The sequence below is a fragment of the Lentimicrobiaceae bacterium genome (assembly GCA_023227965.1).
Taxonomy (GTDB): Bacteria; Bacteroidota; Bacteroidia; order Bacteroidales; family JALOCA01; genus JALOCA01.
On the sequence record JALOCA010000023.1, the window covers coordinates 1 to 16,666 of the forward strand.

Genomic DNA, 16,666 nt, shown 5'->3' on the forward strand with positions numbered 1-16,666 from the left:
ATATCACTCGTTTTCAAAAGGAGGATGGAAATCTAATTTATAATTTTGATGATTATCAGATTGGTGATATGATAAGGGAAAATTCGTTACAAAGAAATTATTATGGTTATTCGCTTGACAATGTACCTGAAAGAGGTATGAAAATAAAGGATAACTATCTTATTTTTACTAATAATAACTTAGAAGAAAAAATTTACAATCTGAAAGATAAAAGGAAATTACTGGGTGAGCATAATATATTAAATATAATGGCGGCTGCAATTGTGTGTAATTTGTTGAATATTAAAAATTCTGATATTTCAGCCGGAATCAATAGTTTTTCTCCTCTGCCACATCGTTTGGAATATATTGGTGTATTTTGTGGCATACATTTTTATAATGATTCAATTGCTACAATACCGGAGGCGACCATTCGGGCAGTACAAACACTTAAAACAGTTGATACACTTATTGTTGGAGGTTTTGACAGAGGAATAAATTATCAGCCATTAGTGGATTTTATTGCTGCGTCAGAGATACAGAATATAATATGTACAGGGGATGCCGGAAAAAGGATTTCATATCTTTTGAATGAAAAAGAAAAAAAATATTTGTTTACGGAATCTTATGAAGAAATTATTCAATTGGCTATGAAGTATACTCGTAAAAATACAATTTGCCTGCTTTCACCTGCTGCAGCAAGCTATGATAAGTTTAAAAATTTTGAGGAGAGGGGAAATGTATTTAAAGAACTATTAAAGAATTATTAAAATTTTAAATTATATTCTTCTAAAAATTTTTGTTCTAATAAATTACTTTTTTTAATTGAATTTTTCATCCATAAAAGTAAAACATCTATTTTTTCTTCTTGAGTAAGTTTCCATGATAATTCTTGGTTTCTTATCTTATTTGCAAAATAAAACATGCTTATTGCAGCAGAAACAGAAATATTAAAACTTTCTGTAAATCCGTACATTGGAATTTTAACAAAATAATCTGCTTGTTTGTATGCCTCTTCTGAAAGCCCATTAAGTTCAGTGCCAAAAACCAGAGCAAATGGGGAGTCAATGGGTAGTGTATCAATCGAATAAGCATCCTTGTGCAAAACAGTAGCAACTATGCGGTACCCTTTATCCTTTAACTGTTGCAAACAGAATGTAGAGGCATCCTTTTTTTGTTTATATCTGTATAAACTTAGCCATTTACTTGCTCCCAGTGCTATATCGGAATTTATCTCAAAATGATTGGAGTTTTCGATGATATGCACATCCTGTACTCCAAAACAGTCACAACTGCGAAGAACGGCGCTTGCATTATGGGATTGAAAAATATTTTCAAGTACTATTGAAAAATATTTTGTTCTGTTTTCTATTATAGTATTAAATTTCTGCATTCGTTCAGATGTAATGAAAGAAGATAAATAATCTGACATCTGCTGTTTTGCGGTAAAAGAAAGGTTTTTGTGCATGAGAATATGTGTTAATTAAAACATAATTAATGAAATAATGGCGAAAAATAAAAAATTTTCAAGAATGAATAAAAAAAATTAATTTTGCCGCTCAAATTTAATAACTATGGCAAAAAAAACCGATGCTACAGAAGAAAAAATTCAGGCAGTAGAAGACGCCTTAGGAAAAACGGAATTATTCATTGAAAAAAATCGCAAAATTATTTCTATAGTGATAGGAATAATTCTTGTGGTATTGTTAGGATATTTCGGGTTCAAAAAATTCTATTTGGCACCTCGTGAAAAAGAAGCACAATCTCAAATGTTTATGGCTGAGAAGTATTTTGAACAAGACTCATTGGATAAAGCCTTAAACGGGGACGGAAATTATTCAGGTTTTTTAAAAATCATTGAGGACTACAGTATTACTAAATCTGCAAACTTAGCACATTATTACACAGGTATCTGCTTTCTGAAAAAAGGACAATTTGAAAAAGCTATTGATTATCTTGAGGATTTTAATGGTGATGATGAATTTGTAGCCCCAATGGCAGTCGGTGCTCTTGGTGATGCATACATGGAATTAGGAAAGACTGATAAAGCATTGGCATATTATATTAAAGCTGCTGAAAAGAAAACCAATGACCTGACCTCTCCTGCTTTTTATTTTAAAGTAGCATTGACATACGAAAAAATGAAGGACTACCAGAAAGCTTTGGATACTTATAAGAAAATTCAAACTGAATTTCCCAAAAGTGCCGTTGCACGTGATATTGAACGTTATATAGCCAGAGCAGAAGGAATGCTTGAAAATAAATAAAACTGTAAAGTAATTACTTTTCAATATAAATCCTGATATTTGCCTATCAGGATTTTTTTTATGATGAAAAAGGACGTACATATCGTTTTTATGGGAACTCCCCGCTTTGCCGTGGCTTCCCTCGAGATTTTGTTAAAAAACAATTATACGATTTCTGGTGTAGTTACAACGCCTGACAAACCTGCGGGCAGAGGGCAGAAGCTAAGGATGTCAGATGTAAAGGAATATGCGTTACATCATCACCTGCATATTTTGCAACCAGATAATCTTAAAAATCCAATATTTATTAAGGAACTTATATCATTACATGCTGACCTTTTTATTGTAGTAGCCTATAGAATGCTCCCAGAAGTTGTATGGCGCATTCCTCCTTTGGGTACCGTTAACCTGCATGCTTCCTTATTGCCTGATTACAGAGGCGCAGCCCCGATTAATCATGCAATTATAAATGGGGAAACAGTCAGCGGGGTTACTACCTTTTTTATTGACAATACTATAGATACGGGCAACATTATTTTGAGAAAGGAAGTCCCTGTTTTTCCTGAGGAAACTGCAGGTGAATTGCATGATAGATTAATGCATACAGGAGCAGAAGTTGTACTGGAAACGGTTAAAATACTACAGCAAAATGCCGTAGTTACCTTTACCCAGGAAACATTCTTACAAAATGATAAAAATAGAAAAATTGCTCCGAAAATATTTAAGGAAAACTGTAAAATTAATTGGAATCAGGATGTAAACATTGTATATAATTTTATCAGGGGATTGAGCCCTTACCCAGCGGCTTTTACAGAATTAAATTCACATGAAGGTGAAAAATTTATTATTAAAATATTTCGGGCAGAAAAAATAACAAATAAGCAAATAGCAACTCCAGGTACTGTAATTGTAGAAAACAATATTAATTTGTATTTGGCTTGCACTAACGGTTGGTTAAGGATTACCGAGTTACAGCTTTCTGGGAAAAAAAAGTTGTCTTCTGCTGATTTTTTGAATGGTTTTTCTGTTAATAACCTTTGGACGGCATTTTAGAGTGTCTATGGGAATTTTAGGTTAATAAATTTAAAAAAGTTATAAACAAAACAGCCTTTTTATTAACAATAAAGTTGCACTAATAGCAATATCATAAATTTTTATTAGAAAAAGGCTATATTTGCAATAGCTTTACCTTTTTATTCATAAAAAATTGAGAAAAATGAAAAAATCGGAAATTATTGATGCCGTTGCAAAAGAATCCGGGTTTACCAAGGTTATGTCCAAAAAAGCACTAGAAAATGTATTCACCGTGATTACACAAATCTTAAAAAGTGGCGAAAGTGTTACTATGAAAGGATTTGGAACTTTTAAAGTCATTAATCGTCCTGCAAGACAGGGACGTAACCCCAGAAGCGGGAAAAGTATGATAGTCCCTGCTAAAAAAGTAATAAAATTCAAAGCTGGTAATGAATTAGCTAAAGGAGTGAAGTAAATTATTTAATCTGAGGAAGATACATTTGTTTGTATTCTTCTTCAGATTTTATAAATGAAACGCCAGGGGAGGAGAGCATCTTCCCCAGCGTAAGATATTCCTATTCTTGGTGAAGTAATTATTGATTTTTCGTCAGGATGTAAGGGTGTGCTTTCAATCCAAATCCGGTTACCAAGAAGGTCTTCGCCACTTTGTGAACTATGAATACCTAACAATACGCTTAATTTCCCGGGCCCGTTTGCCGTTTGTTTGGTTATATTTTTACCTTGATTCCTTGCTACTACAATCGGGTTAGGTACTGAAAATTGCACTGCCCTGATAAGTACAGCATCGGGAATACCTTCTTTGTTGGTTACTACATTAAACAGGGAATGTATTCCGTAACACCGGTAAATATATGCTGTGCCGCCAATTTGGTACATGATTTTGGTGCAGGGAGTGTATCTGCCTCCATATGAATGGGATGCACGATCGACAATTCCTTTATAAGCTTCTGTTTCTGTGATAATTGCTGAGACTGTTTCTCCAGTAAAACAGGTAACTAATTTTTTTCCTAACAGGTCTTTTGCAATTTGCACTACACCGTCTCGTAAATAAAAATCCCGGTTAAGCTTCATTTCCTTTTGTCCAGCTAAATAAATTATTTTCAGAAGTGTAAATTTTCCCGTTTTCTTTTAGCCATTGAATGGCTTTAAGTACCTTGTCTTCGGAAATTCCGTGAACTATGCTGGTAATCTGTATAATATCCATTGGATAGCGTTTCAGATGGGGCTTAATAATTTGAATAATAGTATCCATTTCCAATTCGCTAAGTTCTGCTTTATTTCGTTCAACACAAACATCACAGGTTCCACAACGTTTGCCGTTTTTTTCTCCAAAATATTCCAGAAGTATTTGTAACCGGCAACGGTTTGTTGAACTGATATAACTGATAACATGTTGAAGCCTTTGGAATGCTGCTTGCTTTCTTTGAGCGTAATTTGCTTGTGAAATAGTTATATATTGATTATCAAGACGTTCTATTGCAAAGATGATTTCAGGAGAGTCAGGCTGAGGGATATATTCAATTACCTGCATTTTGTGTAGCGAATGCAAATACTTAATTACATCTTCTTTATGTATACTTCCCCTGTTTGCCAGTTCGGTTTCGCTAATTTTAACGAATTCAGAAAACACTCCTCCATAAGATCGTAAAATTAGTTTAATAAATGCCTCGAACCGTCCGTTTTCGACCTGAAAGCGGTACAATTCATCTTTTTGTAGACGAAAACAAATGCGTGAAGGAGTTCCAACGGCATCACTGACAATGATATACCCTTCTCTTTCAAGAATTTTTAATGTATTGTAAACTACGGTGGACTGGAAATTATAATTATTGCAAAATTGATTTATATCAAAAGGGAATGCCATGTCTTTACCTGCACCTAAAGCTATTTGAAAATAGTTACATAAAGCCTGGTAAACTTTCAGTATGGTTTCAATGGGTGGGTAAGTTAGTTCAAAACTATTGGTTAATTCAGCAATATCGCTTTCATTGTACATTAAAACTGCGTAAGCGGGAAGTTCATCACGACCTGCCCTTCCTGCTTCCTGAAAGTAGGCTTCCAATGAATCAGGAACATCGGCATGTACGACAAAACGTACATTGGCTTTATCAATACCCATACCAAAAGCATTGGTGGCAACCATTACCTTTTTTTGATTTTTAGTCCATGCGTTTTGTCGTTCTTCACGGGTTTTCATATCAAGACCCGCATGGTAAAAGGTGGCGCTAATACCATTTTTTTCGAGGAAAGCTGCCAGTTCATTAGTCTTTCGACGGTTACGAACATACACTATTCCCGTGTTTCCTGCCCATCTGGCAATCCTTAGAAGGCGGTTGAGCTTATCTTCTTCTTTTAAAACCACATAGGTAAGATTTTTTCTTACAAAACTCTTTTGAAAAAAAATAGGGTTTCGTAATGATAGTTTTTCTTTGATATCTATAACCACTTCTGGTGTTGCAGTGGCTGTAAGCGCCAGTATAGGTATGTTGGGCAGGTATTCCCGAATGGCTGCAATGGATAGATAGGAAGGCCTGAAATCGTATCCCCACTGCGAAATACAATGGGCTTCATCTACTGTAAGAAGGCATACTTTCATTATTTTCAGCGCCTCTTTGAAAATATCGTTTTCTAACCTTTCGGGAGAAATATATAAAATTTTCACATCTCCATAAATACAATTGTTGAAAACTACTTCCATTTCAAAATGGTGCATACCTGAATGCAAAGCCCTGGCTTTTATCCCTTTTTTTGTCAGGTTCTCTACCTGGTCCTTCATGAGCGCTATAAGAGGCGTAACTACAATGCATACACCTTCAAGAGCTAATGCAGGAATTTGAAAACACAAGGATTTTCCCCCTCCGGTAGGCATAAGTGCAAGGGTATCTTTTCCTTCCATTACCGAATGGATTATTTCTTCCTGTAAAGGGCGAAAAGAAGAAAATCCCCAATATTTAAGCAACAGATTTCGAAGTGGCATTATGCATAAAACTTTATACGAAAGTACAAAATTTGGAGTTTCTTAAACTGAATTAATGCGATTTTAATTAAAAATGTTGGAAAATGCTATTGGCAAACTTTTGTCTGACAATTATTAAATACGTATTTTTGGCAATTCGAATACCAATAATTGATGAAACTATCTGTAATCATCGTAAATTATAATGTAAAATATTTTTTGGAGCAATGTCTGCATTCTGTGATTAGGGCAACAGAAGGTATTGATTCAGAGATATATGTTGTGGATAACAATTCCGTAGATAGTTCCTGTGCCATGGTAAGGGAAAAATTTGGATTTGTACATTTGATTGAAAATAAAGAAAATAAAGGTTTTTCGGTTGCCAATAACCAGGCATTGCGATTAGCAAAGGGAGAATATGTATTGCTACTGAATCCTGACACCATAGTGGAAGACGAAACATTCAGGAAAACACTCTTTTTCATGGACTCGCATCCTGATGCCGGCGGTTTGGGTGTTAAAATGGTTGACGGTAGCGGACGGTTTCTTCCCGAATCGAAAAGAGGGTTACCAACGCCCATGGTGGCTTTCTATAAAGTTTTCGGACTTGCAAAGCTTTTCCCCAGATCAAAAACTTTTGGGAAATACCATTTAGGGCATCTTGACAAAGATAAAATTGCGGAAGTAGATATTCTTGCCGGAGCATTTATGATGATCAGGAAGAGCGTTCTTGATGCTGTCGGCTTACTTGATGAAACCTTTTTTATGTATGGAGAGGATATTGACCTCTCGTTCCGGATTCAGCAGTCGGGAAAGAAAAATTACTACTTTCCGGAAACCCGCATTATTCATTACAAAGGGGAAAGCACTAAAAAAAGCAGTGTAAATTATGTTTTTACCTTTTATAATGCAATGATAATTTTTGCACGCAAACATTTTTCAAAACAAAATGCGACCTTTTTTTCGTTCTTAATACATACTGCTATATATCTAAGGGCTTTTTTAGCCCTTATCAGCCGTTTTTTCAAAAAGATATTCCTTCCGTTTCTTGATGCCGGATTAATTTTTACTGGGATATTTTTCTTCAAAAACTATTGGGAAAAGTACCAGGTTTATAGTTATGGCGGACATTATCCACCTGAATATATGACAATTGTTGTTCCGGCGTACCTCTGTATCTGGATACTTTCGGTGCTTATCTGCGGCGGTTACGACAAACCATTAAGGTTGTCAAAAACAATGCAGGGAATATTTGCCGGTACTGTATTTATACTGGTTTTTTATGCACTTTTACCCGAGCATTACAGATATTCAAGAGCATTGCTGCTGCTGGGGGGAGGATGGGCATTACTTTCAATGATGCTTGATCGTGTAATACTTGCATTTACAAAAATAAAAGGTTTCAGGCTCAGCACAAACCGGAACCTGCGTTTTATTATTGCGGGAGAAAAAGAAGAAGCGGAAAGGGTTGCCGGATTATTACGAAATACTTACATAAACCCGGGTTTTATTGGATTTGTAAGTCAGGAGACGAATCCGGAAACGATAGAAGGCTGGATTGGTAATTTGTCGCAACTGAAGGATATTATTACTATTTATCAGATTGATGAAGTGATTTTTTGCGCCAGAGATATACCTGCCCATACTATTATTGACAAAATATCTGAATTCCAGACAATGGAAGTCGAATGTAAAATAGCTCCCCCCGAAAGCCTCTCTATCATAGGCAGTAAATCCATCAATACTTCCGGAGATTTGTATATCATTGATATTAACTCTATCGGAAAAATTAACAATCGCCGGAATAAACGTCTGTTTGATTTAATAACATCCATTTTATTAATAATATTTTCGCCCGTTGTTGCTTTTTTTCAGAAGAAACCACTCGGTTTTTTAATGAATTGTATAAGGGTACTTTTGGGAAACCGGACATGGGTGGGATATTATACAGACAATGAAATTTCCGTGTTACATTTGCCAAAACTCAGAACAGGAATTCTTTCCCCTTTAAACGCTGTTCAGAATATTTCATTGGATAATGAAACTATCAACAGGCTGAATCTGTTGTATGCCCGTGATTTCAAGATCAACAACGAAATAAAAATTTTTTATAAGGGTTTTTCAATGCTTGGCAGAGTCTGAACAAAACAATTTTTGTGAAAGTTTGTTATTTTTTTTGAATGCAATTCTTTTTTGTAATTATTTGATAAAAATACACTTTCATAATGGCAATGTTCGAAATAATCATGCCTAAATTAGGCGAAAGCATCATAGAAGCCACGATAACAAAATGGTTAAAAACAGTTGGCGACACAGTTAACGAGGACGATTCTCTGGTAGAAATTGCAACCGATAAAGTTGATTCTGAAATTCCTTCACCTGTTGAGGGCATACTAAAAAAAATTTTTTTTAAAGAAGGAGAGACTGTTGCCGTTGGTAAAGTGATAGCACTCATTGATATGGCAGGAGATTTGTTTGAGGAAACAAATAAAGCGCAAGGTTTGGCGAAAACTTCTCAGGAAATAATCCGGGATACAAATACTGAAATAGTTGAAAACAATCAACATACTTTAATAGGTACTGATAAACAGGTGCCTACTTCTGCCAGGTTTTATTCTCCATTAGTAAAAAATATTGCTAAAAAAGAAGCTATTTCCTTAGGTATATTGGAAAAAGTTCCCGGAACCGGGGCAGAGGGTAGGTTAACTAAAAATGATTTAATCAATTATTTAGCCACTAAGGGTGCATCAACTTTGGCTGATCGGGCGCTTGGCACGGAGGAAAATCCGCCGGTGTTAAAAACTACATCTGTTGTAATTGCCGGAACTGACGATATTGTGGTAGAAATGGACAGGATGCGCAAATTAATTTCCGATCATATGGTGATGTCGAAGCAGGTTTCTCCGCATGTTACTTCTTTTCACGAAGTGGATGCTACTTCTATTGTGAAATGGCGTAATGCAAACAAAGATATTTTCCTAAAGAATGAAGGTGAAAAACTAACTTTTACCCCATTTTTTATTGAAGCCGCGGCCAAAACACTTCGCGACCTGCCAGGTGTAAATGCTTCGGTGAATGGTTATAACGTAATTCTTCGAAAAAATATTAACATCGGGATGGCAACAGCTTTGCCCAATGGAAATCTGATTGTTCCCGTGATTAAAAATGCCGACCAGAAAAATTTATTAGGATTGGTGAAAGATGTTAACCGTTTAGCTTATCAAGCAAGAAATAACAAGCTGTTGCCCGATGATATTCAGGGAGGAACGTTTACAATCACAAACTTAGGTACTTTTGGAAGCCTTACAGGCACACCCATTATCAATCAGCCGCAGGTTGCTATTTTGGGAATTGGTGCCATAGTAAAAAAGCCGGTTGTGCTGGAAACCCCTGATGGCGATGTGATTGCTATCAGGCACAGAGTAATTTTATCTTTATCGTACGACCACAGAGTTGTTGATGGTGCTATGGGTGGAATGTTTTTAAAACGGATGGCAGAGCTTCTTGAGGGCTTTGATATCAACCGAAAAGTATAAATTTCCTTTTATGGGTTCTCCTCTTCTTCCTTTAACATGGAATTATTTCCGGTAAGTGTATCAGAACTAAGGCTGTCGTTTTTCGGAAGATAAGTATGGCATGTATATGATTTTGTAATATTTATATCGGGTTTTGGGAAGTGTTCCTTTAGATAATCGAAATGGGGGTCTCCGAGTATTTTTTCAAAGAATAAACCATAAATTGGAAGTGCCGTATGGCATCCTTCACCCAATTCGGCAGTCCTGAAATGAATACTCCGGCTTTCGCCACCCACCCATGCACCTGCTACAAGATTAGGTGTAACTCCCACAAACCACCCATCACTGTGGTTGGAAGACGTCCCTGTTTTCCCGCCAAATTCAATTTTTGAGCGAAATAAATCATACTCAAACAGCGCCTGGGTAGTTCCTCCGGGTTCGTGAAGCCCACCCTGCAACATCTGGCACATGTAAAAGGCTGCTTCCTGCGAAATGACCCGTTTTTTCTCCGGTTTATATTCGTAAAGTACGTTTCCTTTATTATCTTCTATTCGTGTAACTAAAACCGGTTCGATGGCATAACCATCATTAACTGTTGGACAATAGGCATTTACTAGTTCGAGCAATGAAACATCGCTTGACCCCAGGCATACGGAAGGAACATCCTCAAGAGGAGTTTTTATACCCATTTTTTTTGCATACTCAATAACTTTCCGCCAACCTAATTTTTTGGTAATCTGCACTGCTATTGAATTGATACTCTTTGCAAAAGCATATTTTAACGTTACAGATTGCCCGGTAAATTCCCACTCAACATTGTGAGGTTGCCAAACTTTTTTTACACCTTTTTCAATATAATCGTAAGTAACCGGAATATCCTGCATGATATCGCAGGGTCCATACCCATTTTCCATTGCTGCCGTATAAACAAAAGTTTTAAAAGTAGAACCCGGTTGGCGCTTGGTTTGGCGTACATTATCAAATTTGAAATATTTATGATTAATTCCTCCTACCCATGATTTTACAAAGCCTGTATGTTGGTCAATAGCAATAAAACCGGCATGAAGGAAATGGTTGTAATACCGGATAGAGTCCATTGGGCTCAGCGTAGTATCTTTGTCTCCATCCCAGGTAAAGACCGTCATTTTTCGGGGAAGATTCATATAATATGTCAATGAATCAGAATTTTTTCCAAATTTTTTCACCAATAATGCATATCGCTTAGTTCTTTTGGCAATATTGTTAATATAATCAGGAAGTTCCTTGTTATCAACATCTACCCAGGGATTTTCTCCTTCCCAATGCTGAAAAAAGCGTTTCTGCAACCGTTTCATATGTTCTGAAACTGCTTCTTCGGCATAAGTTTGCATTTTTGAGTCAAGGGTTGAATATATTTTCAATCCATCCTCGTACAAATTAAAATTATTTTCCTTCAGCCATGTTTTCAGATAGTTACTTACAGCATCCCGAAAGTAACTTATATCGTCGTCGCTATTGCCTTGTGCTGAAAAATGTAGAGTTAACTTCGTGTTACTTAACGAATCGCAAATTGCAGGGCTAATAAATTTATATTTTTGTAATTGGGATAGCACAATATTTCTGCGTTCGAGAGCCCGTTCAGGATGCAAAACCGGGCTATAATAAGTCGGGGCTTTTAATAAACCCACCAGTACAGCTGATTCTTCAACATTAAGTTGTAATGGTTTTTTTCCGAAAAAAGTTTTCGCCGCTGTTTTTAGTCCAAAGGTATTACTTCCAAAATCATTGGTATTGAAATACATAGTTAATATATCCTTTTTGCTGTACAGCAATTCAATTTTAAAAGCAGCAATCCATTCCTTCATTTTATATATTACTGTTCTTACACCCGGAATATATCCTAATAGACCTCTTGAATAATTTTCGCGGGTTTTAAACAAATTTTTTACTAATTGCTGTGTAATTGTACTACCGCCCCGTTTTTCTCCTTTACTCATGTACCAAAGGATGGAAAAAGTAGCACGCAAATCAACTCCATGATGAGCATAAAAACGTACATCTTCTGTTGCAATTAACGCATTGATAATATTTTGAGGTATTTCTTCATATTTCAGAGGCATACGGTTTTCATCAAAATATTTACCAATAAGCTTACCGTCGGAAGAATATAATTCGGAAGTAATTTTCAGGTCAGGATTATATATCTGATGAATGTGAGGTGATTTCCCGAAAAACCAGAGAAAATTAAAATCAACCAGCAAAAGAAAAATAATAAATATAATAAAAAAATGCAATAAACGCCAAAGTATTTTTTTGTATAAAGGAAGCTCTCTTGAAACAGAAAAGAATCCCCGGAGTTTTTTGCCTATTTGCAGACTTTTAATGTAATTCCAGGTAAAGCTAATTCCTTTATATATTTTTATTTTAACCAATTTATTCATTATTTATCTTTTCAAGATGGATAATTCGTTGTAGAAGTGTAGGATGCGAATAGTAAATAAAGACATAAGCAGGGTGGGGGGTAAGGTTGCTCAAATTATTAACAGATAATTTTTTTAATGCATTTATCAGCGTTTCTGCATTGTAATTATTTCCTGTAAATATGTCAGCCTGGTATTCATGCTTCCTCGAAAGTTTATTTAAGGCAATACCCGTCAGGGTGGAAAGAGGGCTGTATAATAAACCAAAAGCAAGAATACCTATGTGAAAACTTTCTGTTGTTGCTCCCAAAGCTTGGGAAAGCAAGGGAGAAGAAATAAAAAGCGAAACAAGGTAAAGTAGTAATCCTGTATGTGCCACAGAAAGGAGCATGCTTTTAGTGGTATGTTTCAGTTTATAGTGCCCGATTTCGTGAGCAAGTATTGCAACCAATTCTCCGGTAGTATGTTGTTGGATAAGAGTGTCGTAGAGAACAATACGTTTTTTGCGACCCAAACCGCTGAAGTATGCATTGGCTTTTCCAGAACGTTTTGATCCGTCAATTACAAAAATAGCATCAAGAGAAAAACCGGTTTTGCGTGCAAAATCTTCGATAGCATTGCGCAGCTCTCCTTCTTCAAGTGGCTTTTGTTTGTTGAACAGGGGCACGATAAGTGTTGAGTAAAACATGGTCATAAAGATGCTAAACAACGAAATTGCCAACCAGGTGAGTACCCAGAACCATTGCCCGGTTGCCGTGTAAATGAAAACTATAAGTGCAAGAATGCCCCCCCCGATGACGGCTCCAAGCAGCCACATTTTTATCTTGTCGAGGATGAAGGTTTTCACCGAAGTTTTATTGAATCCAAATTTTTCCTCAATAACGAAAGTATGGTATGCAGAAAAAGGAATGGAAAGAATATCGGCGCCCCATCCTATGAAACCAAAAAATAAAATCGCAAGCAAGATAGGATTCATTGTATATGTTTGCAGTAAGGAATTGAGCCAGGCAAAACCTCCCAATAGTAGCATCGCAATCATAATTAAAAATGAAAAGGTATCATATACAAAACTAAAACGATAGTTTTCTTTTTCATATGCCTGTTGTTTACGATATTTTTCGGCATCATATATTCCGGCAAGTTTGTCAGGTAGCATTCCGTTACTTTGGGTAGTATTAAGCCATTCCATTATCCTCTCAAAAAGGAAACTTATGATAACAATACCAATAATAATATTAAAAATGAGAGCTGCCATATAAATAATTATAAAAAATGCTTATACACTGATTGCATTACTTTTAGTAATAGTGTTAATAACTTCCTGCTCTTTTTCGTAAATACCATTCTGTGCTTAACAGTGTAAGTATTAATAATAAAATTAAAAAAATATTATTAAAATTAACATATTTTTTATGTAAAAAAGAAATATTTTTTATATCTTCTCTATTACGAAGTGTTTCACATAGTTTTGTGATTTCGGAAGGATAAAACATTTTTCCCTGATGGTTTTTTGCAAGTGTATAAAGCATGTTGTGATTAGCAACGGTATTTATGGATTCAATATTTAGGGGAACTACAACAAATGTACCTGTTTTCGTTTCTATTCTATTGTTTAACTTTACCTGCGATCTGAAAGTGTAATTTCCCGGTGGAAAACTGCCGGCGTTCAAATAATATGCTTGCGAAGTCTTTGAAAATGTATACGGATATTTTTTTCCTGAGGAATCCATGATTTCTATGCTTACTTCCGGGGTTGTGATGAGTTCGTAACTGTTATTGTACACTTCTGCTGAAAATTCTACCTGCTCATTTTCAAAATATTTATTGTCCCCATTGACCCTAAAAAAGCCCTTATCTTCTTTTACAGTGAGATACTGCATAATTTTCGAGATAAAACCGTCGAAAAGCAAATGGGAATTGTTCTTTACATAATCGTTGATTCTCCATTTCCAAATACCTTCTCCTGCGATGATGCCGGTTTTATTTCCCATTTTATTGTTAAAAAGGATAAGAGGTTTTTCGGTGGCTACACTGCCTATCTTCTGATAAAACAAGGCTACTGAAGCATTGGATGTTTTATAATCGCCATAGGGACAAATTAATGGAGGGGAATTTTCTATTAACTGTTTCAAATCGTTCTCGATAGTGAAAAAAGGAAAATGAGGATTGAAAACCGGTAATGCTTCATTAAAATTGGTTTTTGCCGCAAGAATTTTGGTAACGTTGTTTTGTTGATTGAATCCGGAAATATCTGTTTGTGCTCCAACTATGTAAAGTACAGGGATGTTCTGCTGCGAAATTTGCCTGAAAAGAGCAGATGTATGCTGAAAAACAGAAGGGAGTTGATGCAGAACGATTAAATTGTATTTTGAAAGCGCCTGATTCAATTCATTTACCCGCAGAACATCCACCGTATAATTCATGTTACTTTCAAGTGCCTTTTTAATGGATCCGATATCTGGATGGGGAGAATTATACAAAAGCAGAATTTTTTGTTTACTGTCAATCACCTCAATAAAAATATCCAAAAAATTATTGTCTTTGCTTATCTCACCGAGGGTAGGCGAAATACTGATATGGTAATGTTGCAAACCGGGTTTATCGGCTTTTAATTGCAGGGTAAATGTTTGCTGATAGGTATCTGTGTTTATATTCAGGTTTTGAGAACTAAGAATTTCTTTCCCTCTCTTGATGGTAAGTTGTACCTGGCTTCCTTTGCATTTTGCCGAGGTTATGGTAACTTCTATGGAAAAAGTATTTCCCAAGAAAGAAATCCGGTTGTAATCCACCCGCGAAATAAGCACATCTTTTGGGGGAATGGTATCGCCCATAGCGATGGTAAAAACAGGATATTGAAAGACGTCGGATGCGTAAACAGGATTTTTTCCTTTATTATATATCCCATCGCTGGCTATAACCACAGCTCCTACGTTCCGGTTGGCATATCGTGTAAGTAATTCATCGAATAGCTGTGAAATATCTGTTTGTTTTTCAGAAAAATCAGGAGTGTTATTTGCAGAGATACTATTGCCGAAAGTATATCGTTTTACATCGTATTTTGAAGCTAATTGCTGCGCGAGGCTATCAATCTTTTTTGTATATGCTGTCCGGTAAAATGCAGAATCGACAGATAAAAGCAATGAATGGGAATTGTCCTGTGCTATGATGATAATAGGTTTTTCTACCCTCCGGATAACAGCCATAAGCATAGGTGAAAGCAATAAAAAGGCTATGAATGTTACCGAAACAAAACGAAGTATCGCCAATATCCGAAGCAAACGGGGCGGAAAATCGTTTTTTTTATTTTTAAAATACAATATAAAGGTAAACACAAATCCGGCAAGCAGACAAAAAACAATTAACCAGAATGAAGATTCCGTAATTATGTTCACTTTTCCAGGTTTATAAAACGGATACTATTTTTTTGTAAAAAAACAGACGGTACAAATAAGGTAAATGCTTTCAGGATTTTTAGGTATGCATTCCTCCACAAACACTTATTACTTGTCCCGTAATATAATCGCTGAGGTCAGAAGCAAGGAAAAGTGCAACGTTAGCCACGTCCTGTGGCTTGCCCCCTCTTCTTAAAGGAATTTTTTCAGCCCAGCTTTTTCTAACGTCTTCCGGAAGTTTTGCCGTCATTTCCGTTTCTATAAAACCAGGTGCAATGGCGTTGCAACGTATATTTCTTGATCCTAATTCCTGGGCAATAGATTTGGTAAAGCCTATCAATCCAGCTTTGGAAGCGGAATAGTTGGATTGTCCTGCATTCCCTTCAATGCCTACTACCGAACTCATATTGATGATAGATCCGAAACGTTGTTTCAGCATGACTTTTTGAATGGCTTTGGTAAGATTAAATATAGATTTCAGGTTTACTTTTATCACCAAATCCCAATCGGATTCGTTCATTCGCATTAGCAGATTATCGCGGGTGATACCAGCATTGTTTACTAAAATATCAATTTTGCCAAATTCCTGTACAACATCGTTAATCAGTTTTTCTCCATCGTTATATGAACTGGCATCAGAGGCAAACCCTTTTGCTTTTATGCCCATTTCCCTGAGTTCGTTTTCAAGAGCTATGGTGTTATCGTCGTAAAACAGGTCGGAGAAAGCAATATCAGCACCTTCTTTAGCAAAAGTCAGAGCTATTGATTTTCCTATACCCCTTGAAGCTCCAGTGATTAATGCTGTTTTTCCTTCTAAAATCTTCATAGGTTGTTATTTTAATTTCAGGGTGCAAAGATACATTTTTCATACGAAAATAAATTTTTGATTATACCACGGTATTATACGCCTATGAACTTTATGTGTATTAGCTTTTAAGAGAGGTATTTGTTTCGTTTAATACAAGAATTTTATATTTTTTTATATGTGAACATAAAATCAAGATAAACAATACAATATAATGTGTTTTTTATTAAAAAAATAATTATCGTTTAATGTGATAATATTAATAGTTAAACATAATAATTTTAATTCTTTGCATTCTGATGTTTTTATGTAACCTTAATGACTATATACCGTCAAAAA

General features: G+C 35.7%; 13 protein-coding genes. 6 read left to right on the forward strand and 7 right to left on the reverse strand.

Annotation, left to right across the window (positions count from 1 at the left end; all coding sequences use genetic code 11):
- The coding region (locus M0R21_08755) for a Mur ligase family protein (GenBank protein MCK9617908.1) at positions 1–749 on the forward strand (749 nt) is incomplete at its 5' end.
- On the opposite strand, the gene M0R21_08760 is transcribed toward M0R21_08755, so the two are convergent.
- The gene (locus tag M0R21_08760; GenBank protein ID MCK9617909.1) at positions 746–1,447 is read right to left on the reverse strand and encodes an RNA methyltransferase; all 702 of its coding nucleotides are present in this window, start codon (positions 1,445–1,447) and stop codon (positions 746–748) included. The two genes, M0R21_08755 and M0R21_08760, sit on opposite strands and share 4 nt — an antisense overlap.
- Before the next feature lie 106 nt (positions 1,448–1,553).
- Here M0R21_08760 and M0R21_08765 point away from each other — a divergent pair, with 106 nt between their 5' ends.
- The 3 genes from M0R21_08765 to M0R21_08775 all read left to right on the forward strand — a co-directional run bounded on the left by M0R21_08765 (position 1,554) and on the right by M0R21_08775 (position 3,714).
- Positions 1,554–2,246 carry a tetratricopeptide repeat protein gene (locus tag M0R21_08765; GenBank protein MCK9617910.1) on the forward strand — a complete coding sequence of 231 codons (693 nt, stop codon included), beginning with the start codon at positions 1,554–1,556 and terminating at the stop codon, positions 2,244–2,246.
- Between the two features lie 60 nt (positions 2,247–2,306).
- Positions 2,307–3,278: a methionyl-tRNA formyltransferase gene (gene fmt, locus M0R21_08770; GenBank protein ID MCK9617911.1), complete on the forward strand. Its 972-nt coding sequence runs from the start codon at positions 2,307–2,309 to the stop codon at positions 3,276–3,278.
- Between the two features lie 163 nt (positions 3,279–3,441).
- Complete coding sequence (locus M0R21_08775; protein ID MCK9617912.1) at positions 3,442–3,714, forward strand: HU family DNA-binding protein; 273 nt, start codon at positions 3,442–3,444, stop codon at positions 3,712–3,714.
- Between the two features lie 41 nt (positions 3,715–3,755).
- On the opposite strand, the gene M0R21_08780 is transcribed toward M0R21_08775, so the two are convergent.
- Positions 3,756–4,331 carry a DNA-3-methyladenine glycosylase gene (locus M0R21_08780; protein MCK9617913.1) on the reverse strand — a complete coding sequence of 192 codons (576 nt, stop codon included), beginning with the start codon at positions 4,329–4,331 and terminating at the stop codon, positions 3,756–3,758.
- A complete protein-coding gene (locus tag M0R21_08785; protein ID MCK9617914.1) occupies positions 4,321–6,237 on the reverse strand; it encodes a RecQ family ATP-dependent DNA helicase in 1,917 nt (638 codons plus the stop codon). Before M0R21_08785 ends, M0R21_08780 begins: the two co-directional genes overlap by 11 nt.
- Positions 6,238–6,390: 153 nt before the next feature.
- Between M0R21_08785 and M0R21_08790 the strand changes: the two genes are divergently transcribed.
- Together M0R21_08790 and M0R21_08795 are read left to right on the forward strand one after the other, a co-directional pair.
- Complete coding sequence (locus tag M0R21_08790) at positions 6,391–8,358, forward strand: glycosyltransferase family 2 protein (protein MCK9617915.1); 1,968 nt, start codon at positions 6,391–6,393, stop codon at positions 8,356–8,358.
- Between the two features lie 83 nt (positions 8,359–8,441).
- The gene (locus M0R21_08795; protein ID MCK9617916.1) at positions 8,442–9,752 is read left to right on the forward strand and encodes a 2-oxo acid dehydrogenase subunit E2; all 1,311 of its coding nucleotides are present in this window, start codon (positions 8,442–8,444) and stop codon (positions 9,750–9,752) included.
- A gap of 8 nt (positions 9,753–9,760) precedes the next feature.
- Here the strand turns inward: M0R21_08795 and M0R21_08800 are convergent, their stop codons facing one another.
- The 4 genes from M0R21_08800 to fabG all read right to left on the reverse strand — a co-directional run bounded on the left by M0R21_08800 (position 9,761) and on the right by fabG (position 16,348).
- Positions 9,761–12,151: a transglycosylase domain-containing protein gene (locus tag M0R21_08800; GenBank protein MCK9617917.1), complete on the reverse strand. Its 2,391-nt coding sequence runs from the start codon at positions 12,149–12,151 to the stop codon at positions 9,761–9,763.
- Complete coding sequence (locus tag M0R21_08805) at positions 12,144–13,385, reverse strand: M48 family metallopeptidase (GenBank protein MCK9617918.1); 1,242 nt, start codon at positions 13,383–13,385, stop codon at positions 12,144–12,146. The genes M0R21_08800 and M0R21_08805 overlap by 8 nt, the downstream gene beginning before the upstream one ends.
- Before the next feature lie 55 nt (positions 13,386–13,440).
- Positions 13,441–15,522: a hypothetical protein gene (locus M0R21_08810; GenBank protein MCK9617919.1), complete on the reverse strand. Its 2,082-nt coding sequence runs from the start codon at positions 15,520–15,522 to the stop codon at positions 13,441–13,443.
- A gap of 79 nt (positions 15,523–15,601) precedes the next feature.
- Positions 15,602–16,348, reverse strand: a complete 747-nt coding sequence (fabG, locus tag M0R21_08815; GenBank protein ID MCK9617920.1) for a 3-oxoacyl-[acyl-carrier-protein] reductase — start codon at positions 16,346–16,348, stop codon at positions 15,602–15,604.
- Positions 16,349–16,666: the final 318 nt, after the last annotated feature.